Raw genomic sequence first — 19,984 nt, 5'->3', positions numbered from 1 at the left:
GCCGGGTTGCGAGAGCAGCGTCGCTGGCCGTTCGAGCCACGACATGCTTGAGCATCGTCTCCTCGGGACAGCCAGCGACCAGCCACGCTTGACAACGCCACTCCGCGCGCATATCTAGCCTACCTACTAGTAGGTTGATTCTAGCAAATAGGAGCTTTTATGCAGATCAGACAATTCGAAGGCCGCAAACTTCTGGTGGTTGGCGGAACAAGCGGCATCGGCCTCGAGGCGGCACAGATGGTTGCCGAACAAGGGGGTGCTGTCGTTGTCGTCGGCAATCGTGCAGAAAAGGCAGAAGTGGCACGCCAGCAACTGGCGGCCGTCGCCGGTGAAGAGAAGGCCGTTGCCCTCACCGCCGATCTGTCCGACTTTGCGAGCGTGCAGTCGCTCATCGCCAAACTGGCGCTTGATCATGGTGACATCGATCTGCTGGTGAACGCTGCCGGGATCTATTACCCCAAGGCGTTCCTCGATCATTCGCCCGAGGACTATGACAACTTCCTCAACCTCAATCGCGCTCTCTTCTTTATTACCAGGCAGGTGGCCGCATCTCTGGTCGCTCGCAGGAAGCCGGGCTCATTTGTCAATGTGACGGCGGTCGCAGCCCGGCAGGCCATCGAAACCGTTCCGGCCTCTGCCTATTCGATGGCGAAGATCGGGCTCGATGCCATGACAACGCATGCGGCAGCGGAATTGGCTGAGCACGGTATTCGCGTCAATTCGGTCAGCCCGGCCATCGTGGAAACCCGGATCTTTGAGCGCTTCATTCCCGATGAGCAGTTGGAAGGCGCATTGGATGGTTTCAACAGCTTCCACCCACTTGGCCGCAATGGCACTCCTCGCGATGTCGCCGAGACGATCATCTTCCTCCTCTCGGACAAGGCGTCCTGGGTCACGGGTGCAGTCTGGGACGTCGATGGCGGCGTGATGGCTGCCCGCAAGCTCGGCAAGTAATTCCCAACAGATTGATCAAAAAGGTGCATCGAAATGGAAAGAAAGTGGAGCGACAAAATGACCGCGCTTATCAAGCGCGTTGGTGCGTTCTCAAAGGCGAACGCGCCTGTTGCAAGTGCCTTCCATAAGCTGGAGACGGCGACACGGGAGAACAATGTTCTCGACGCCAAAACACACGAGCTGATCTCCCTGGCTGTAGCCGTCACGACCCGCTGCGACGGTTGCATCACAGCCCATGCCGCCGCTGCAAAAAAAGCAGGCGCCAGCAAGCAGGAGATCGCAGCGGCTCTTGGCACGGCAATCGCATTGAACGCCGGGGCGGCATACGTCTACTCGGCTCGCGCTTTCGAGGCATACGAGGAGCTGTAGGGTCCGGAGGCGCTCGGCCGGGTGCCCCGCGATATCGCTATGGGCGGGTCACCTGAGCACCCGGCCAGGGGCTTGACGGACTACCAACTGGTAGGCAGTCTATATCGATGATCGGAATGACGTCCTTCTGGTTGAGCGCTGACGGTTAGGAGAATGTATGGCAATCGGAACTCGGGACGCCTTGGTGCAGGCAGCAGAAAGTCTGATGCGCACCAAGGGATACGCCGCATTCAGCTACGCGGACCTGGCCGAGACGGTTGGCATCAGGAAAGCCAGCATCCACCACCACTTCCCCACGAAGGAAGAGTTGGGGATCGCCATTGTCGAAGAGTATATCGCAAGGGTGCGCGCCAACTTCGAACGCATTGAGAACGATTATCAAGACGTGAAAGGACGCCTGGAAGCCTTTTCTATGGAATTCCGTGCCAGCCGCGAGGGTGGTTTGTTGCCCCTCTGTGGGGCGCTGGCTGCCGAGATGGCCGCGCTTCCATCGGGATTGCAAAAGCTCACGCATCGATTCTTCGATATGCAATTGAAATGGTTGACGGCAATTCTGGACAAGGGCGTGGCCAATGGAGAGATTCCGCGCGGCTGCGGTACCAGGCAGAAGGCCTTCCTGCTGTTGAGCATGCTGGAAGGAGCCAGCTTTATCAATTGGGCGACGAGAGAAGATGACTCGATCGACCTCAACATTATTCGGCTCATAATTGAAGAGGCGTGACGAGCGGCCAAGCCCGAGTTAGCGCGCCCCTTGGCGCGAGGGCCCTCGGGCACTCTGCGCACGACCCGCATCAGATCGTTCAGTACGGGCGGAGAGCCATCTCTACGCAATTCCACCCGGAGTCCACCCCGGAGATAATGGCGGCGATCATCAACGCGCGAACTGATACGCTGAAGCAGGCGGGGCTAAGTCCCGAGAGGGGCAGCCAGCGACCGGATTGCGCCAGAAGCCGCAGGACTCATGGGTTGGCAGATCGAAGCACCTCGTCGCGCAACGCGTCCAGTGCCACTGAATGATGTTCCGGTCTCCAGATCAGATGGGTATGAACACGCGCGACTTTGGGGGGTAGATCCAGAGCGCGCACTTCATTTTCGGCCCGGACCGCACGGAGCACGGAGCGGGGCATGATGGCCACGCCTGATCCCGCGGCGACGCAAGCAACGATCGCATGATAAGACGCCAATTCCATCACCCGTGCAGCAACGACCTTCTCCGTTGAAAGCCAGTCCTCCAGTATGCGGCGGTACGAACAACCCGCGGGGAATGCAACGATCGTGCGGTCGCGCAAGTGTTGCGGATCTGCAGTCACCTGCATGTTTATTGGCGCAATCAGCGCCAGTTCTTCCGCAAAAGCCTTTTGCGTAGAGAGGCCGTCGAAGTTGAATGGCTCGGAGATGAACGCTGCTTCTACCTCGAAATTCGTCACCCGGTTGAGCAGGCTGGTTGAATCTCCGGTGACAAGCTCGATCTGAACATCTGGATAACGTGCGTGAAATCCGGAAAGGAGTGGCGGCAGGCGTGCAGCCGCAGTGCTTTCAAGGGTTCCGATACGCAGAACACCACGTGGGCCGCCAAAGCGTAGCGCGGCCTCTGCTTCAGCGGATAGCCGAAGCATCCGTTCCGCGTAAGACAGCAATACCTTCCCCTCGCCAGAGAGGACCAGCCTGCCCCGCTGACGTAGAAAGAGCTTCACACCTAACCGTTCTTCCAGCGCCTTGATGCGTGTCGTGACGTTTGACTGAACGCGACCAAGCTGCGCAGCGGCCCGGGTTATGCCGCCACAGTCAATAACCGTCTTGAAGATGTGCAGGCTATCAATGTCGATGTTTCTCATCTTGAGAACGACCTATCTCCAATATTCATTTTCCATGATGGGTCTATTTCGCTATAGCGCAGGATAGATGGCCGTCCAAGGGCAGATCCGTAACTCAGTGGAAACGGCGCACCGCCCAAATCACAGGTTCCAAGCGTGAAAAAGAAACCGATCATCCTCATTCAAGTCGGCACGCCGCCCGAAGACGTTCGCAGGGGCTTTGGAGATCTTCCCCTGTGGTTTTCTCGGGCTTTGAACCTAGGCCCCGACATGCTTCAGGTTGTGCGTGTTTTTGAAGGTGAACAGCTTCCAAGGCCGGATAGCAATTATTCGGCGATTGTCACAGGCTCATGGTCGATGGTCACTGATCGCGAACCTTGGAGTGAAAAAACCGCTGAGTGGATACAAGAGGCGATCCGAATTGAGATGCCGCTGTTCGGCGTATGCTACGGCCACCAGCTGATGGCGCATGCCCTTGGCGGTATCGTGGACTATCACCCGAACGGACGTGAAATAGGCAGCCAGACAATCGAGCTGCTGCCCGAGGCAAACACACTCCCGATGCTCAGGAGCTACCCGCAGAGGTTCCAAGCCCACCTGACCCACTTGCAGACCATCATTGAGCTACCCCCCGGCGCAAGAGCCCTCGGGCGTTCTCAGCACGACCCGCATCAGATCGTTCAGTACGGGCGTAGAGCCATGTCTACGCAATTTCACCCGGAATTCACCGCAGAGATAATGGCGGCGATCATCAATGCGCGAACGGATAGCTTGAGGCAGGAGGGGCTAAGTCCCGAGAAGTTGCTGGACGATGTCAGCGAGGCAAGTGCCGCCGCTTACCTCTTGCGGGATTTCCTTCAGTGGGACGCGATCGACCACATGGCGGCTGAGCCGCTTTAGAATTTTCGTCCCTTTGAAGGAGTTGGAAATGCGCAAGATCGGATTGATTGGAGGCATGAGTTTCGAAGGCTCGGCCGTTTACTATCGCCAGATCAACGACGCGGTTCGCAGGCAACTTGGTGATCTGCATTCTGCTGAAGTGCTCCTCTACTCGGTGGATTTTCAGAAGATCGTTGACATGCAGAAGGCCGGTCAGTGGGACGAAGCGGGCCGTTACCTCGCCGATGTAGGGCGAAAGCTTGAGGGCGCAGGCGTAGACTGCATCTTGATCTGCGCCGTGACGATGCACCTGGTCGCCGAGCCCGTCGAAGCTGCGGTCAAGGTACCGTTCATCCATATTGTTGACGAAACGGCATCCACGTTGAAGGCTGCAGGCTGCAGAAGGCCACTGCTACTTGCCACGCGCTACACTATGGAAAACGGATTCTATCCGGCGCGAATGAAGCGACATGGAATTGATGTGCTGGTTCCGGATGCCGATGGGAGGACGCTTACTCACAACATCATCTTCGATGAACTTTGTGCGGGGAAGATCGTGGAGGCGTCTCGCGAGGCATTGATTGCGTTGATCGAGAAAGCAAAGGCTGAGGGAGCCGATAGCGTCATCTTCGGCTGTACCGAAATTTGCCTCATCCTTGAAGCGGACAAGCTGCCACTACCGGGTTTCGATTCCACGGCGATCCATACGCAAGCCGCAGTGAAATTTGCTCTCGGCGAAGCGCAGTGATCGTTTTTCAATAACTCTTAGGGAAAGAGATAATGAGGAAATACAAAGTTGTAGATGCCTTCACCACCAAGCCGACGCTCGGCAATCCTGTTGCCGTCGTTTTGGACGCGGAAGGTCTTGCCGATGACGAAATGCAGTCGATTGCGAGATGGACGAACCTCTCCGAGACTACCTTCGTGCTTCCGGCTCAAAGTGCTGAGGCCGACTATCTCTTGCGTATTTTCACGCCTCGCAGCGAGTTGCCTTTTGCCGGTCATCCGACTTTAGGCAGCGCTCACGCAATCATCGAAGCTGGATGGGCGGTCCCCCGCGACGGCCTGCTTGTGCAGGAATGCGGTGTGGGGCTCGTGACCATCAAGGTCCAGGAGGAGGGTCATGATCGAAAAATCACCTTGGATCTGCCACCCGCTCAGACACGTGACCTAACCCTCGAAGAGATCGTGGAATTGGAAGCGATCCTTGGTCACCCGGTGCTGAAAGAGCATGCACCAGCAGTTATCGACGTCGGTGCAGTCTGGATCGTTGCGGCTGTCGCCGATGCATCGATCGTATCGACGCTGACGCCAGATTTCGCGCGCTCGGCGAAGTTCGAGCGAAAGCTGGGCGCCACAGGCATCACCGTGTTCGGGAAGCAGTCTGGCTTGGGAGATGACATCGAGGTTCGCTCTTTCGCCCCATCATGCGGCGTCGATGAAGACCCTGTCTGCGGAAGCGGTAACGGGAGCGTGGCTGTCTTCAGAACTCAACGGGGCCTCGTCCCTTTCGCTTCCATGTATGTTGCGTCTCAAGGGCGATGCGTTGGCCGAGACGGGAAGGTTGCGATTTCGATTGGCGCGCAAGGGCAAGTCAGCGTCGGCGGATCGTGCGTCACCTGCGTCGACGGCGTACTCACCTTTTAAGCTGCCCTACCGCCAGGCCTGTTGCCGCCGCTCAAGCCTGTCGCTTGGACAGGATCGGCTCAAGCGCATCCAGCAGCGGTTGAGGCGACACAGCCTCGCCGTTCGGCGTCCAGGAATTCTGGAACTCCGCAATCTCGATACCGATCACGGGATGCCGGGCGATCACCTCGCAGCAGCGGCGCAGGTCGTCCAGCGACAGTCCGCCTTCATGCACATAGTCGGTGGGGACGATGCCCGGGTTCAGGACGTCGCAATCGAGATGCACATAAACCGGCCGGCCGGCGATCGCCTTCTGCAGGCCCGCCACGAGGTCGTCCTGCGGCTTGATATGCGGGATCGCGTGGCGTTCGATCAGGTCCTCTTCGAATGGATCGAGGTCGCGCTGGCCGACCAGAACGATCTGGTCCAGCCCGAGCCCTGTCCCGAGACCGGACTCCCAAAGTCCGGCGGGGCCGGCAAGGGCGAGGCCGCCGAGGTAGCCGGTCGTCGTGGCCTCGGGCGTATTCAGGTCGGCATGGGAATCGAACCAGACGATGCAGGCCGAAGGATGGTGTTTTGCAACGGCAGGCAACGTCGCCAATGAAACGGCGCAGCGGCTGGTCGCGGCGATCGAAACGGCGCCGCTGGCGAATACCGCGTCAAACCTTGCCTGCACCTGGCGAAGTGCTGGCATCGCGGCATCCAGTTCGGTGCCCCAGCCGATGTTCAGAGCCGGTTCGGGCTTGCCGATCACGACGGGCTGGATACCCGTTGTCCGCTCCAGCGCTTCGCCGAGGGCTCTCGCTCCCGGCATTGCGAGATCATTGTGGTCCCCTGCACGTCCCTGAAAAACCGTATATGCGATGCTCATTTGAACGCCCTCATCCTTCGTCCAGAGTATCTTTGGGCTGTCGACCCAACCCTCACCCGGCGGCAACAGCCTCCGTCACCGCCAGCTCCGCCATGGCAAGTGCCGCCTCGCGGGTGCTGGCGGCGGCGATGAAGCGGCCGTTGTGGCAGAAGGTTGCGCCCTTGATGCCACAGGCGGCCTCCAGGTCGCCATTGGTGAGGCCGGCCCAGGCGGCAGGCAGGTCGGCGCGCAGCTCGAAGCCCTCGTCGGCGCGACGGATGCCGGTCAGGCACCAGTCCTTGTCGCGCGGGTGAACGACGAACAGCAGGTGATCGGCGCCCGCCTTGACGATGGCGGGGCGGAACGGCATTCCCATCGGAAGCTCCAGCACGCGGCCTTCGCCGGTATCGACGATCGCCTGGTGCACGACGGCCTCGGCCCGCAACTTTGCGGCGCTGCGCCCGATGCTTGCCTCGACGAAACTCCGGGCGATCGCGAGCGCGGAATGGAAGGCGCGGTCATCGGCTTGCGGGTCGGTCTCATCGAAAACGGGCTTTAGCGTTTCCAGAAGCGCCGGCAGCGTCAGCCCGGCCAGCGGCCCGGCAACGGACGGGCTGAGCGCGCCATTGTCCACCAGATCGACCGGCAGCACGAAGCTCTTGTCGAACGAGGCGTGCACCGCCTCGACATGCGCCTCCGGGACATCAGCGGCGGCGAGATAATCGCGGCCATAGTGCTTCCAGATCAGGCCGAACGAGCTGTAGGGCTGGCCGTCTTCGCGCAGCGGGGCGCCGCGCTGGTGGTGATCGAAAATGCCCACTGCGGCGTCATAGGCGCCGCCGACGTCGTAGATGATGCGGTCGATGCCCGCTGTGATCCACTCCGGCGCCCGGCTGCGAACGATACGCGCCTCAGGGAACAGCCGGGTCAGGATGACGCTCGACATGAGCTCATCGGCATGGAAGCCACCGGAGTGGGTGACGAGGAAATCTGGGATCATGCCGGGATGCGCCTTGTGGTTTTCTGAGGGGAGTCCGCCCGAGGGGGCGTCTGCGGTTGGCACCAGATAACCCTTGCCAAGCGCCATCTCAACCCACCCATCGCTGATTCCGCGTGTTCGCCCTCAAACCGCAGGGTCCGCGTTTCAGACGGTGGCGCTTTCGTTTCCAGCCGGCAGCACCAGCGATCGAGCCGATCCGGCGAAGGCAGTCGCGACCGGATATGCGGCCGCTGCCCCGAGCGGATCTGCCGCAGGCGCAGCAAACGCGCCGTCAACCCGCCATGCGGGTTGGTGGATGGGAACCGGGCGGCGTCACCGGATGGCGTGTGCCGCCTATCGGCCACAAACCGGCTCCCGTTTCAACCCTGCTTAAGATCGAGCGACCAGGTCTGCCCCACCAGATCCTTGCCGAAGGAATGGTGCGGCGCCTCCTCGGTGAGCGTGAAGCCGGCGCGCTCGTAGATGCGCCGGGCAGAAGTCAGCACGCTGTTGGTCCACAACACCAGCGTGTGATAGCCGACCGCGCGGGCGCGGTCGATGCAGGCGGCAACCAGTGCCGCCCCGACGCCGCGGCCGCGCGCATCCGGCTCCACATAGAGCAGCCTGAGCTTGGCGACGCCGGGCTTGTCGCTTGCCACGAGAAAGATCGAGCCGACGATGCGGCCGTCGATCTCGGCAATCCAGGCGGCCTCGCGGCTCGGGTCGAAGGATTTTACGAAATCCGCAAGGATGCGCGCGGCGAGCGCCTCATACTCCTGGTTCCAGCCATACTCCTCAACATAGAGAACGGTCTGGCGATGGATGATCCAGCCGAGATCGCCCGGCTTCAGATCGCGCAGCAGCAACTCCCCTCCGGCCCTTTCCCCAAGGACCTCGCTGACAATGCCGGTGGCCGCGATCAGCCGCTTGCGCTCGGTCGATGGCAAGGTATCGAGCAGCGCGCCGATGGCCTGACGGGTGTTCTGCTCCAGGGCTGCGAAGGTCGTGCGTCCGGCCAGCGTGAGCGAGAGTGGCTGGCGGCGGCCGCCCTCCGGATGCTCCGACTTTTCGACCAGGCCACGATCGGCGAACCGCTTCAGCGTGCGGCTCAGCTGGGCGCGGTCGACCTGGAGTATCCGCATCAACTCGGCTGCCGTCGGCTCTTCGCGATGGGCAAGCTCGTAGAGGATGCGGGCTTCGGTGAGCGTGAACGGGCTCTGGTCGAGATGGGCGTTCAAGAGGCCCAGGCGGTTGGTATAGAGGCGGTTGAAGGCGCGCAGCGCCGCCACGTCAGGGTGATCGTTGGTGAGTGTCATGGAGGTGATCCAGCCTAAGTTGACTCAATCAACAACGATTTGTTGATTGAGTCAACTTGCCGTGCGGGCACGAGGCGCCTGAAGTGTCCAGTTACGATCCCGGAGCCTGTGCATCGGTTCAGCGGCCTGCATTCCTTCACGCATACCGCTGCCGCGAAACCGCGGCACACCTTCGGGCAACTGCTTCAGTTCCTGGCCCCCAGCGCCAGCCGGCAAGCCAGTCCGGCAAAGACGGTGGCGAGCAGGTATTGCGGCAACTTCCGGAAGCGGGCGGGTGCCGTGAGCCGGCTGCGGATCTGGCCGCCGAGCAGGATCACCGCGCCATTGACCAGAAAGCCGATGCCGTTCAGCACCGTTGCCAGCACCAGCGTCTGCACGATCATCGCGCCGTTTTCGGGCCGGATGAACTGCGGAAACAGCGCCAGCACGAACAGCGCCATCTTCGGATTGAGCAGGTTGGTCAAAAGTCCCTCGCCAAAAATCCGCCTGAGCGACAGGCGTTTCAATGATGAGGTCGGCGAAAAGTCGATCGCCTGCGAACGCAGGGTCTTAAAGGCGAGATAGAGCAGATAGGCGCAGCCGGCCCAGCGCACGATCTCATAGGCGATCGGCACGGTGGCAATCAGCTGCGACAGCCCGAGCGCCGCGGCAAGCGCGTGGCAATAGGTGCCGAGCGCGATGCCGGCATAGGTGAGGAACCCCGCCCCCTGCCCCTGGCTGACGCTGCGTGAAGCGATCAGCAGCATATCGGGACCAGGCGTGGCGGTCAGCACCAGCGAGGCGGCGGCGAAAAGTAGAAGCGTGGAGAAATCCGGCATGACATCATCCTTTGAAGTGGCCGGAATTTCGGTTTAGCCGGATTCGCCGGAATGGCAAGGCCGGAGCGAAAAACGGCACAACGCACCATATTGGCAATGCAGCGCCCGCATTCCGCAAAGCCTGCTGCTGGTGTCCAACGATTGTGGTTTCCGCCACCGCGGGCACTCCCGTCTTCCTGCCGCGCGCACGAGGAATGGACCCGATGGCTCCGTCCGGCTTTCGACGTTAAGCAACGTGACAAATCCAAGTTGTACTCCGAACCCGTTGGACGTAGAGGACGGCGTCATGTTGTAATCAGGGGTTGAAACTCGATGTTCATTTCAGTCAAGCAATTGCTCGCCGCCACGGTGATTGGCTTTGCCCTCATGCCGGGCCTGGCCAAGGCGGAATCCTTGGCCCAGCTCGAACGGCAGGGCTACAAGGTCAGCAAACTCACGAAGAACAAGGCCGGTTCGCAAGGCTGGGTGGCGTCGAACGGCGACAAGCAGTTTTTCTGCCGGATGAATGTCAGCATAGCCGTCGTGAACAAGAAGCAGTTGGTGAGCATCACCTCGGGCGGGCGCCTGGTCAAGCTGGATCGGGCCACCTTTGAGGCGTCGTTGGGCGGTCCCGATCCGTCACTGCCGCTCTGGAGCGACCTTCAGGCAGGCCGCGTCAAGGCGCCTCACGTCAAGGGCTGCACACCCCTTCGCTGATCGACATAGGCAGGTCTGCGCCTTGGTTTAGGCGCAGACCCACCTGTCGCGAACGCCCCCGCCTCAGCGGTAATCCACCCAGATGCCGCCGGCGTCCGCCGAGCGCACGCAGTTTTCCACCCAGCGCACGCCCTCGAGCCCGGCATCGACACCGGGGAAATTGAGGTCTTCGAGCCCCTCGGGCGCAAGGCCCCGCTTGCCGCTGATCGCCAGGCCGAAGCGGCGATAGAGATTGGCCCAGGCCTCGAACAGGCCTTCCGGGTGGCCGCCGCCGATGCGGTCGTCGATGCGGGCTTGCGGGTAGAGATAGTCCATGCCGCGCTCGAGGATCCGCACCGGCTCGCCCTGGATCTCATAGGAGAGCTGGTTCGGCCGCTCGTCCCACCATTCGATGCTGGCCTTCGAGCCGACGATGCGCACCTTCTGCCCGTGCATCGAGCCGGCATTGACGGCGCTCGACCAGACAGTGGCGATCGCGCCGTTGTCGTATTCCATCAGGGTCACCGCGTTGTCTTCAAGCGGCGCCCGGCTCTTGACGAAGCTCTGGCGGGCACACATCAGCCGCTTGATCTTCAGATGCGGCAGGATCACCTCGGAGATGTAGAGCGGGTGCGTTCCGACATCGCCGAGCACATAGCTCGGCCCGGCAAATTTCGGGTCGACGCGCCAGCGGGTCGACGGGTTCTGCTCCTCGACCGCCGCACTGTGAAAGCCATGGGCAAATTGCAGGTTGACGATGCGGATCTCGCCGAGGTCGCCATGCCGCACCATGGCGCGGGCCTGCTCGATCATCTGGTGGCCGGCATAACCATAGGTGACGCCGACGATGCGGCCACGTGCCTCAGACAGCGCCTTCAGTTCCTCAGCCTCTGCGACAGTAAAGCAGAGCGGCTTTTCGCAGACCACATGCAGGTCGTGCTCCAGCGCCGCCTTGCAGATGGAAAAGTGGGTGTTGTTGGGCGTGGCGATCGACACGGCCTCGATGCCGTCGGGCCGCCTCGCCTCGGCGGCAAACATCGTCGCATAGTCGGCATAGCTGCGCGCTGCGTCGAGGCCGAGATCGACGCCGAAGGCACGGCCGCGCTCGGCATCGATGTCGAAGGCGCCGGCCACCAGCTCGAACGTGTTGTCCCGGAGTGCTGCCGAGCGGTGGATCGAGCCGATCTGGCTGCCGCGGCCGCCACCCACCATCGCCCAGCGGATCGGCCTACTCTTGGTTTCCGTCATGATCTTGTTTCCTGTCTATGACGCATGGCGTGCGGCACGGCACCGACGTGCGTAAAATCAAATGTTTGAACAGCACCGGGCGTGCGAATTACAGTTCAGAAGCCGACCGAACGGAGGTAGTCGCGGCTTTCCCTGACGTCCGCCAAGCTGCCCGCGACGCTTCTCGGATCGCGCTCCTGCTCCACCGTGATGAAGCCGTGGTAATCGATCTCGTCCAGCGCCCGCCTGACGGCGGGATAGTCGATGACGCCGCGGCCGATCGGGCACATGACGCCTTCCGCGCAGGCCTCGAAGAAGCGGATTTTTTCGCCCATCACCCGGTCGAACACCGTCTGATCGATATCCTTGAAATGGATATAGTCGAGCCGGTCGGCATAGCGCCGGAGCGTCTCCACCGGGTCCATCCCGGCGTAAAAAGTGTGGCCGGTATCGAGGCAGAAGCCGGCGATCTCCTGCGGCACGTCGCGGTCGATCCGCTCGATCTCGTCGGCAAATTCGATATAGCCGCCGGCATGGGGATGGATCACGGCGCGCACGCCATAGCCGGTGGCGCGCTCGGCGATCGCCTTGATGTTGGTGACCATGCCCGCCCAGGCCTCGTCCGAAAGCCGAGGCGCGCGGTCGAAATGCCCGGCTGCATAATCGCGCTCGTCATGGCCCCAGTCCATGACGGTGAGATAGGGCGTCGCAAACCTCTGGCCGGGCACCCTTGGCGGCTGCGGCAGCCTGGTGATGACGGCGCAGATCTCGTCCGTCTGGCGCAAAAGATTGTCGCGATTATCGCGCGAAACCAGATCGTCGAAGATCGTGCCGGCGACGATGAACAGATTGCGCTCGGCAAGTGCGGCGGCAACCAGCCGGTCGTCGAGCGGCACATAGCCGTAGGGCCCGAGCTCCAGCCCGCCATAGCCGGCAGCGGCCGCCTCGTCGAACACGCGGCTCCAGGCCGGCAGGTTGGGATTGTTGACATCGTCCACGCCCCAGCAGCAGGGGGCGGTCGTGATCGTGATGCTCACGGCTTCATTCCTCGATCGGTGATGGTGGCGGGCTCGGCCTCAGCCGCGCTTCCAGTACTTGTCGACGTATTTCTGGATCTCGGCGCGCATGAAGCGGCCGGACTGGTCGGCCCTTTCCTCCCAGCCGAAGACGCAGGCCGTGACGATGCCGTCGAAGCCGACCTCGGCGAGCGAGGAGAAGAACACGTCCCAGTCGATCTCGCCCTGGTACATGTCCATGTGCTGGTGGATCGTCACCTTGGCGCCCGGCGGGTTGACGATGTAGCGCAGGCCCGAGGAGGCCTTGTGATTGTAGGTGTCAGCGACATGCACATGGGCGATCAGCGGTCCGGCATCGCGGATCATTTTTGCCATGTCGTCGCCGAAATAGAAGGTATGCGGCGCGCAGTAGAGGAATTTTACGTTCTTCGAGCCGATGGTCTTCAGCATGTCGATCGCCGGATGCAGCGTCTCGCACCAGTCTTCCGGATGCGGCTCCATGTTGAGCGTCACGCCCTCCTTTTCGAAGACCGGCACCAGTTCCTCGATCGACCGCCACCACGCGGCCTCGCTGTGCTCATGGCTATGCATGCCGCCACAGCAGTTGGACCGGTGGCCGCGATCCGGCGAAGGCCCGCGGCCAAACTCCGAATTCATGGTGTCGCAATCCATCTCGACGGCAATGCGGATCGCCTCCTTCCAGTAGCGCACCGCCGCCTGACGCTCGTCCTCATGCGGGCTTGCCCAGCGATACATCGGCAGCAGCGATGCGAGCTTGACGCCATGGTCTTTCAAGGCCTTCTTGAACTCGGCGATGCGCTCCTTGTGCGCCCGCGGCCGCACCCACCAGGGCAGGAAGTCGTCGCGCGGCGACAGTTCGATATGGTCGTAGCCGAGCTCGGCCGCCTTGCGGCAAAGCTGATCCAGCGGCAAATGCCGATGCATATGGGGATCGAGTGCGATTTTCATGGTGCTCCTCCATCATCCCTTTGCCACGAGCGCGGCGGGATGATCCTTCGACGGATCGTTTCGAACTTCGGTGTCTCCTCCCGAATTGCATTAGGGATAACCCTGCCCGACGGGCCGGTTCCAATGCTTTGATGATCAAATTTGATCATTGACCACTCAGCGTGCGAATGATGATCTCAGATCGAGGATTGGGAGGTGACGGTGACGAAGGCAACGTTGAAGGATGTGGCTGATGAAGCCGGCTTCGGCACAGCCACGGTCGAACGCGTGCTCAACGGCCGCGGCGGTGTGCGGCCGGAAACGGTCGAGAGAGTCCTGCTCGCAGTCAGGAAGCTCGGCTACGGCCGCACCCTGCCCGAACCCCATCGCGGCGTGATCCGCATCGAGGTCATCCTCGTCCGGCCGGAAACCAGCTTCTATTCGCGCATGAACCAGGCCTTCGAGCGCATCGCCGCCTCGCTCGACCACAGCATCACTGTCCACCGCACCTTTGCCCGCGAAAACGACCCGGTGGATTTCGCCCGCATCGTCGCCAACCCGAAGCTGCGTCGATCCGCTCTGATCGTGGTGGCGCCGGATCATCCCGATGTGGTCGAGAGCGTCAGAAAGGCCGCAGGCCTCGGAATTCCCGTCGTCCAGATCATGACCCGTCCGGCGCCGGAACTGCCCTATGTCGGCATCGACAACTACGCTGCCGGGCGCACGGCCGCCCACTACATGTCGCAGATGCTTTCGGCGCGCGCCGGTTCCTTCGTCGCGCTCTGCCATAGCGGCGCCTACGAGAACCACAAGGAGCGCATTCGCGGCTTCTCCACCTATCTCGACGAACAGGGCGACGCGGCTCACCGTTTCACCGAAGTGATGTTCGACCGCGACGACGAGCACGATGCGATGGAACTTCTGGGCAGGGCACTTGCTCGCGACCCCGGCATCATCGGCGTCTACAGCGCCGGCGGCGACAACAACGGCGTTGCCAAGGTGCTGAAGGCCAATGCGTTGAAGAGTGGGGCCGACGCCAAAATATTCTGGGTCGGCCATGAACTGACCGAGCAGACGCGGCGCTACCTGCGCCAGCGCGTGATGTCGATCGTGCTCGACCAGGCGCCGGAGATCCAGGCCCGGCGCTCGATCGACCTGACCCTGAAAAATCTCGGCCTCATGGATGTCGAGGTCAGCACAGAGCCCGTGCGCTTCCTGACCGTGACCTCGGAAAATCTTTGATCAAAGACCCGCCTGCGGCCAGTATTTGCGTCGAAACCAGTGCCATTTCCCATCTGAAGCACGCGCTCAGCGCACTTTTTTTCGGGGGGCCGGCTGCCTCGCCCAAGGCCCTGTATCGTAAGGTTTCCAAACGATTTTTTTCAGGAGAGACCGGGGTCTGGCCGGCCGGTGATGCCGCTCTATCCACTCAAAAATGCCATGGCCAGCTTGCCTTGACGGTCGCCCTGGCTATATTAGCGATGCCTGATCGCCACTCATTGTCCGAGTCGCACGATATTTTCGGGCCCCCTTCACCCGACGAAACTCCTTGTCGGTGGACGAACGAAGGAGACACTTCATGTCCTTTAAGAAAAATCTGAATAAGGCTTCCGACGCCACTCCATCCCGCGTCAGCATCGGAGCCGCTGTAAAGCGTTCGCGTGAATCCCACGGCTACACCGTCGACGAAATGTCGGTCACGACAGGCCTGACGGAAACCGAAATTTCCAAGGTCGAACTCGGCGCCGATACCGATCCCGTCAAGCTGCAGCGCATCGCCTCTGCCTTGCAAGTCTCGCCTGCCGCCTTCACCGCCACACGATAACGGCGGTGCCGGGCACAATGTCCTCAACGGACGTCGTGTCCAAGTCGGGCGTGTTGCCCACCCAGAAATGCGGAGTAGAGTTTCATTCTCTTGCAGCAAGGCTCGATCGCCGCTGCTTCAAGCCGAGAGTCTGGACTGAAATCCGGCCTTCACGGCCATTGGCTCAAAAGGGAAAGCCGGGGTTCTGCCCCGGCTTCCTTCGTTTCTTGGGGCGGTCGCCTCGCGAGGCGGCGCTCATTGATTTCTCCCCACCCCTGACCAAAATGTGGAACCGGAGTGCTTCGGCTCCAGTTTTCAGAATCAGCTGGTAGTCGGGTCTATCCAACGGGCATCCGGTAGCAGACGCCACGAAATCTCCCCGCAGTAAATTGGCGAGAGACAGGATGGTCACCCCCGACGCAATGCATCACGGCAGCAGCGATCGTGCCGTTGGCGCTAGGCGTGACACCTCGCTCTGCCGCCACATGCGCCTCTCCATCTGCGAAACGACCTCCGTAGCCCAGGTCTCAGAACGCGCAAGTTCGGCAACGTGTGTCTCGTACGCGGCCAAACTGGGGAAAGAGGAGAACCAGACGAAGACTGTCTCCCCTTCGCGGACAGGGAGCCTCGGGAAGGTGTTCGGGTTCCGCTCGGTCACCAGTGCGGCCAACACCGTGGCCGAGGCTTGCTCCAGATGTGGCTTGACAACGGCCTCGAAGAACCCGGCAAACTCGTCTTCCGTGCGTGGTGCGAGATAACAGATCGTCGCAACCACAAGACCGCGCTGCAGGTCCGCCGCGCCGGGTGCGGGGCGTGTGACGCGCACCGGCGCAAAGCCGACATCGGGCGACGCGGGTCGCAGGAGCAGAACGTTGTCCGAATTGACCATCGTGCCGTTCGCTTCGTCCCGGTGGGCGGCCCAGACCGGGCCGGTATAGAACGCGTTCAGCGCCGCTGCGCGAGACGGCATGTCGTCAAAGCCTCTCAGCCATACGAAGCTGTTGGGATCATCGAGGTCGCGGAATTGTCCAATCACGCTCATGCCTTGCGCTTCCTGGGACTCGATGAACTCGCGGTCGAACAGGTCGATCAGGGTCTCCCGGGCTCCCGGATGAAGCCGATACCGCCGCAGTTCAATGATCGACTTGCTCGTATCGTCCGTAGCCTGCGGCATCGATTCGCTCATTGTGAATGTCATGTGCATCCCCCTCCTACTAAAACAGGACAGTTGTCCTGTTTTCACAATACGGGACAGTTGTCCTGTTTTGTCAACCTGCTATATCGGAGGAAAGGAGAGACCCCATGCCGCAACGTCCTGCCTCGCCGCATCGGCGCACGAACGATCCTGAAGGACTAAGGCAGCGGCTTGTGGATGCGGCCTACATTGCCTTCTCGACCCGCGGCTACCATTCTACTGGCCTGCATGAACTGAAGCGTGAGGCGGGCGTGACGGGCGGAGCGCTCTCCCATCACTTCCCCACCAAGAAAGCCCTTGGCCTCGCCGTTATCCAGGATCGTGTGGCGGAAGCCGTCGAATTGACCTGGATCACGCCAGTCAAACTTGCGACGACGACGTCGGATGGAATCCAAGCGGTATTCGCAAGCATCATCTCCGAGCTGGAGCGCAAAGGAACCGTGTCGGGCTGTCCGCTGAACAATCTCGCGCTTGAACTGTCGTGTCAGGACAAGGACTTCCAGGCCGCGATCGAGGCGATCTTCATGCGCTGGAGGACCGCCATCGCCGACAAGCTGCGGGCCGACCTGCGTGGTTCTACCATTCACGACTTCGATTCTGAAGCCATGGCAACGCTGGTCGTGGCAACCTATTCCGGTGCAATGGCGATGGCGAAAGCATGCCAGTCCGTGGCTCCCCTGGCGACCTGTGCCAAGCAGCTCACGTCGATCATTCAAAATCAGACATCGCTGGCCACTCACCTCAATCTGGAATCGGGTTATCCCGTTTCAAGATCGTGAAATCCATTGCGAACGGGATGCAGCCCGCAAGGGGGCGTTGCGGAAATCAGCGGGAATGCATTCCCGGAAAGCCGGCGAATGTCGCAATGACGTCCGTTTAAACGGCCGTCTTTACAAGGATGATTTGCTTCGCGCTGAGTACTTACGAGAACAGCGCCGAAACAGGATAAGGCAATGCGAGCGGCGGCATCTCATCCCGCGCGAAATATCGAAGCGATCTTGTCTCGTTGTCTGTCCACGACCCCTGGTCTTCAAGAACCTGGCATCTGAACAATGTGACGATGTATTCGACTTGATCGCCATTCGGGTAGGTGTACCGAAAGTCTCGCCCGCCGAAGACGCCGAGAATGTTGGTAGGGGCGATCGTCAGGCCGGTCTCCTCCGTCACCTCTCGAATGACGGCCTCCTGCGGCGTCTCGCCGGGCTCGATTGCGCCGGCAGGCAGGCTCCATCCCTCGCCTGAAGCTTTCTCCTGCAGAAGCAGATTGCCCGCGCGATCATGAACGACGGCGGCAACGGAGGGAAGCAGGAGTAGGCGGTTTCCGATCAAACCGCGCAGCTCCGTCAGATACGATCTCATCAGGCTCATCAAGGCTCTTTCCCTGGAGTGGAAAGCCAGTGTTGGATGCCGGGAAAGAATTAGGCAAGAGCGTCTATGAGGCGCGGTCGCGTTCCTATGATCTTCGAGCCATATTCTGTCACATGCTCTTGTGGCCCATAAGCTCAAAAAGAAAAGCCGGGGTTTTCGCCCCGGCTTTCCCTATGTGCTTGATCGCTAAGGCTTAGTTCTTCGCCTTGTCGACCAGCTTGTTCTTGCCGATCCACGGCATCATGCCGCGCAGCTTGGCGCCGACTTCTTCGATCTGGTGGGCGTCGTTGACGCGACGGATGCCCTTGAAGCGGGCTGCACCCGACTTGTATTCCTGCATCCATTCCGAGGTGAACTTGCCGGTCTGGATGTCGGTCAGAACGCGCTTCATCTCGGCCTTGGTTTCTGCCGTGATGATCCGCGGACCGGTGACGTATTCGCCCCACTCGGCCGTGTTGGAGATCGAGTAGTTCATGTTGGCGATGCCGCCTTCATAGATCAGGTCGACGATCAGCTTCACTTCGTGCAGGCACTCGAAATAGGCCATTTCCGGCGCGTAGCCGCCTTCAACCAGCGTTTCGAAGCCGGCGCGGATGAGCTCGACGAGACCGCCGCACAGAACTGCCTGTTCGCCGAAGAGGTCGGTTTCGCACTCTTCCTTGAAGTTGGTTTCGATGATGCCCGAACGGCCGCCGCCGACGCCGCAGGCGTAGGAGAGCGCGAGGTCAAGCGCGTTGCCCGAAGCGTCCTGGTGAACGGCAACGAGGCAGGGAACGCCGCCGCCCTTCTGGTATTCGCCGCGAACCGTGTGGCCCGGGCCCTTCGGCGCGATCATGACGACGTCGAGCGAAGCCTTCGGCTCGATCAGGCCGAAGTGAACGTTGAGGCCGTGGGCGAATGCGATGGCAGCGCCGTCGCGGATGTTGCCGGCGATATCGGCCTTGTAGATTTCGGCCTGCAGTTCGTCCGGCGTTGCCATCATGATCAGGTCGGCCCACTTGGCAGCTTCTGCTACCGAGAGAACCGAGAGGCCATCGGCCTCGACCTTGGCAGCCGTTGCCGAGCCCGGCTTCAGCGCGATGCGGATTTCCTTGGCGCCGGAGTCCTTCAGGTTCAGCGCGTGCGCGCGGCCCTGGCTGCCGTAGCCGACGATGGCGACCTTCTTGGACTTGATGAGGTTGATGTCGGCATCACGATCGTAATAGACGCGCATTTGATTGGTCCTTCCCGTTGATATCAGTTGTATTTCCGCTGCACGGCGCTTGAACCGGGATCGATCCATGCGACACACAGCAATTCCTTGTTCTGCAGCGCTGCGCCTCTTCGACGCGCGGCGCTGCAATTCCAGTGCTGCAGCGGCCCTTTCGCGTCTTCGACGCGGTGCTGCAGGCAGGGTCACCCCCGCCGTTACCCTTTCGTGCCGTAGAGCGTGAGGAAGGCGTTGACCGCCTGCTCCGCCTTGCGGCCAAAACCCTTTTTCATCTCGCCAGCCTCTTCGCCGAGCAGCATCTTCAGGTGCCAGTCGGAAACGACCAGTCCGTAAAGCGCGCCATAGGCCTCGTCGGCGTCGTCGAATGCCAGCAGCCCCGCCTTGCGGCCGGCTTCCAGCAGCGCGGCTGCGCGCCGCCCGATCTGCCGGCGTCCGCGCTCCTGCAGCATGTGGCCGAGCTTGGAGCCTTCGCGGCTCGCCTGGCCAATCGCCAGCCGGTTCAGCGCCAGCGACACGTCGCCGGCCAGCACCTCAAGCAGATCCTTGGCAAAGACGACCAGGTGCCGGCGCAGGCTCTCCGCATTCAGCGCATCGGCAGCAGGATCCTGGGTGCGCACCTTGCTCGCCTGGAACCCGATCATCGCCGACAGGAGCCCGTCGCGATCGCCGAACCACTTGTAGAGGCTTTCCTTCGAACAATTGGCCGCCCGCGCGACGCCGGCCGTCGTCAGCGCCTTCTCGCCGCCGTCGACCAGCAGACGCAACGCCTCTTCGAGAACGACGCCCTGACGCTCGGTCAGGCCGCTCCCGGCATTCGCCTCTCTTGTCGCAGCTACGCTTTGCACTTGGCTCCACCCATTCAGTACCGTACGGTACGGTTCGCATTGTTCTAGTGAAGCGCGTTGGAGGCGTCAAGGCGATTTTGGCGAATGGGCG

The 19,984-nt window shown here is 61.3% G+C and carries 22 protein-coding genes; 10 read left to right on the top strand and 12 right to left on the bottom strand.

Annotated elements, in window-relative coordinates:
• Nucleotides 1-159 precede the first annotated feature (159 nt).
• The 3 genes from AC244_RS29720 (at nucleotide 160) to AC244_RS29710 (ending at nucleotide 2,044) form a co-directional block, all read left to right on the top strand.
• Nucleotides 160-954, top strand: coding sequence for an SDR family NAD(P)-dependent oxidoreductase (locus AC244_RS29720; RefSeq protein ID WP_053252424.1), 795 nt, complete (start codon nucleotides 160-162; stop codon nucleotides 952-954).
• Between the two features lie 57 nt (nucleotides 955-1,011).
• The gene (locus tag AC244_RS29715) at nucleotides 1,012-1,323 is read left to right on the top strand and encodes a carboxymuconolactone decarboxylase family protein (protein WP_202596138.1); all 312 of its coding nucleotides are present in this window, start codon (nucleotides 1,012-1,014) and stop codon (nucleotides 1,321-1,323) included.
• A 157-nt stretch (nucleotides 1,324-1,480) separates the two neighbouring features.
• Complete coding sequence (locus tag AC244_RS29710) at nucleotides 1,481-2,044, top strand: TetR/AcrR family transcriptional regulator (RefSeq protein ID WP_053252422.1); 564 nt, start codon at nucleotides 1,481-1,483, stop codon at nucleotides 2,042-2,044.
• Between the two features lie 238 nt (nucleotides 2,045-2,282).
• Here AC244_RS29710 and AC244_RS29705 read toward each other — a convergent pair whose 3' ends face one another.
• The gene (locus tag AC244_RS29705) at nucleotides 2,283-3,158 is read right to left on the bottom strand and encodes a LysR family transcriptional regulator (RefSeq protein ID WP_053252421.1); all 876 of its coding nucleotides are present in this window, start codon (nucleotides 3,156-3,158) and stop codon (nucleotides 2,283-2,285) included.
• Between the two features lie 135 nt (nucleotides 3,159-3,293).
• Between AC244_RS29705 and AC244_RS29700 the strand changes: the two genes are divergently transcribed.
• Genes AC244_RS29700 through AC244_RS29690 form a run of 3 tightly spaced genes read left to right on the top strand, consistent with a single transcriptional unit; the run spans nucleotide 3,294 to nucleotide 5,663 of the window.
• Nucleotides 3,294-4,037: a glutamine amidotransferase gene (locus AC244_RS29700; protein ID WP_053252420.1), complete on the top strand. Its 744-nt coding sequence runs from the start codon at nucleotides 3,294-3,296 to the stop codon at nucleotides 4,035-4,037.
• Nucleotides 4,038-4,059: 22 nt separating this feature from the next.
• Entirely contained in the window at nucleotides 4,060-4,764 is a 705-nt protein-coding gene (locus AC244_RS29695; RefSeq protein WP_053252419.1) for an aspartate/glutamate racemase family protein, read from the top strand.
• 32 nt (nucleotides 4,765-4,796) lie between these two features.
• Nucleotides 4,797-5,663, top strand: a complete 867-nt coding sequence (locus tag AC244_RS29690) for a PhzF family phenazine biosynthesis protein (RefSeq protein ID WP_053252418.1) — start codon at nucleotides 4,797-4,799, stop codon at nucleotides 5,661-5,663.
• Nucleotides 5,664-5,694: 31 nt separating this feature from the next.
• Here AC244_RS29690 and AC244_RS29685 read toward each other — a convergent pair whose 3' ends face one another.
• From AC244_RS29685 to AC244_RS29670, 4 genes are all read right to left on the bottom strand, one after another.
• Complete coding sequence (locus tag AC244_RS29685; protein ID WP_053252417.1) at nucleotides 5,695-6,513, bottom strand: arginase family protein; 819 nt, start codon at nucleotides 6,511-6,513, stop codon at nucleotides 5,695-5,697.
• Nucleotides 6,514-6,565: 52 nt separating this feature from the next.
• On the bottom strand, nucleotides 6,566-7,492 hold the full coding sequence (locus AC244_RS29680; protein ID WP_053252466.1) for an MYG1 family protein: 927 nt from the start codon (nucleotides 7,490-7,492) through the stop codon (nucleotides 6,566-6,568).
• Between the two features lie 359 nt (nucleotides 7,493-7,851).
• Nucleotides 7,852-8,787, bottom strand: a complete 936-nt coding sequence (locus AC244_RS29675) for a helix-turn-helix domain-containing GNAT family N-acetyltransferase (RefSeq protein ID WP_053252416.1) — start codon at nucleotides 8,785-8,787, stop codon at nucleotides 7,852-7,854.
• A gap of 185 nt (nucleotides 8,788-8,972) precedes the next feature.
• Nucleotides 8,973-9,605, bottom strand: a complete 633-nt coding sequence (locus AC244_RS29670; protein ID WP_053252415.1) for a LysE family translocator — start codon at nucleotides 9,603-9,605, stop codon at nucleotides 8,973-8,975.
• Between the two features lie 312 nt (nucleotides 9,606-9,917).
• Between AC244_RS29670 and AC244_RS29665 the strand changes: the two genes are divergently transcribed.
• On the top strand, nucleotides 9,918-10,301 hold the full coding sequence (locus AC244_RS29665; RefSeq protein ID WP_053252414.1) for a hypothetical protein: 384 nt from the start codon (nucleotides 9,918-9,920) through the stop codon (nucleotides 10,299-10,301).
• A gap of 63 nt (nucleotides 10,302-10,364) precedes the next feature.
• Here AC244_RS29665 and AC244_RS29660 read toward each other — a convergent pair whose 3' ends face one another.
• The 3 genes from AC244_RS29660 to AC244_RS29650 all read right to left on the bottom strand — a co-directional run bounded on the left by AC244_RS29660 (nucleotide 10,365) and on the right by AC244_RS29650 (nucleotide 13,492).
• Nucleotides 10,365-11,528 (bottom strand): Gfo/Idh/MocA family protein, encoded by a 1,164-nt coding sequence (locus AC244_RS29660; RefSeq protein ID WP_053252413.1) that lies wholly within the window; start codon nucleotides 11,526-11,528, stop codon nucleotides 10,365-10,367.
• A 95-nt stretch (nucleotides 11,529-11,623) separates the two neighbouring features.
• Nucleotides 11,624-12,544 (bottom strand): TIM barrel protein, encoded by a 921-nt coding sequence (locus AC244_RS29655; RefSeq protein WP_053252412.1) that lies wholly within the window; start codon nucleotides 12,542-12,544, stop codon nucleotides 11,624-11,626.
• Nucleotides 12,545-12,583: 39 nt separating this feature from the next.
• Nucleotides 12,584-13,492, bottom strand: coding sequence for a sugar phosphate isomerase/epimerase family protein (locus AC244_RS29650; protein ID WP_053252411.1), 909 nt, complete (start codon nucleotides 13,490-13,492; stop codon nucleotides 12,584-12,586).
• Between the two features lie 201 nt (nucleotides 13,493-13,693).
• Between AC244_RS29650 and AC244_RS29645 the strand changes: the two genes are divergently transcribed.
• Nucleotides 13,694-14,713 carry a LacI family DNA-binding transcriptional regulator gene (locus AC244_RS29645; protein ID WP_053252465.1) on the top strand — a complete coding sequence of 340 codons (1,020 nt, stop codon included), beginning with the start codon at nucleotides 13,694-13,696 and terminating at the stop codon, nucleotides 14,711-14,713.
• Nucleotides 14,714-15,050: 337 nt separating this feature from the next.
• Nucleotides 15,051-15,296, top strand: a complete 246-nt coding sequence (locus tag AC244_RS29640) for a helix-turn-helix domain-containing protein (protein ID WP_053252410.1) — start codon at nucleotides 15,051-15,053, stop codon at nucleotides 15,294-15,296.
• Nucleotides 15,297-15,702: 406 nt separating this feature from the next.
• Here AC244_RS29640 and AC244_RS29635 read toward each other — a convergent pair whose 3' ends face one another.
• Nucleotides 15,703-16,461: an NIPSNAP family protein gene (locus AC244_RS29635; RefSeq protein ID WP_202596137.1), complete on the bottom strand. Its 759-nt coding sequence runs from the start codon at nucleotides 16,459-16,461 to the stop codon at nucleotides 15,703-15,705.
• 116 nt (nucleotides 16,462-16,577) lie between these two features.
• Here AC244_RS29635 and AC244_RS29630 point away from each other — a divergent pair, with 116 nt between their 5' ends.
• Nucleotides 16,578-17,249: a TetR/AcrR family transcriptional regulator gene (locus AC244_RS29630; RefSeq protein ID WP_053252409.1), complete on the top strand. Its 672-nt coding sequence runs from the start codon at nucleotides 16,578-16,580 to the stop codon at nucleotides 17,247-17,249.
• 142 nt (nucleotides 17,250-17,391) lie between these two features.
• Here AC244_RS29630 and AC244_RS29625 read toward each other — a convergent pair whose 3' ends face one another.
• The 3 genes from AC244_RS29625 to AC244_RS29615 form a co-directional block, all read right to left on the bottom strand.
• Entirely contained in the window at nucleotides 17,392-17,838 is a 447-nt protein-coding gene (locus tag AC244_RS29625) for an NUDIX domain-containing protein (protein WP_053252408.1), read from the bottom strand.
• A 193-nt stretch (nucleotides 17,839-18,031) separates the two neighbouring features.
• On the bottom strand, nucleotides 18,032-19,051 hold the full coding sequence (ilvC, locus tag AC244_RS29620; RefSeq protein WP_053252407.1) for a ketol-acid reductoisomerase: 1,020 nt from the start codon (nucleotides 19,049-19,051) through the stop codon (nucleotides 18,032-18,034).
• Nucleotides 19,052-19,245: 194 nt separating this feature from the next.
• Nucleotides 19,246-19,893, bottom strand: coding sequence for a TetR/AcrR family transcriptional regulator C-terminal domain-containing protein (locus AC244_RS29615; RefSeq protein ID WP_053252406.1), 648 nt, complete (start codon nucleotides 19,891-19,893; stop codon nucleotides 19,246-19,248).
• Between the last annotated feature and the right edge of the window lie 91 nt (nucleotides 19,894-19,984).

It is taken from the genome of Ensifer adhaerens (assembly GCF_001270265.1).
In the GTDB taxonomy this organism is placed as follows: Bacteria; Pseudomonadota; Alphaproteobacteria; order Rhizobiales; family Rhizobiaceae; genus Ensifer; species Ensifer adhaerens_B.
This window is presented reverse-complemented; position numbering and strand designations above follow the sequence as displayed.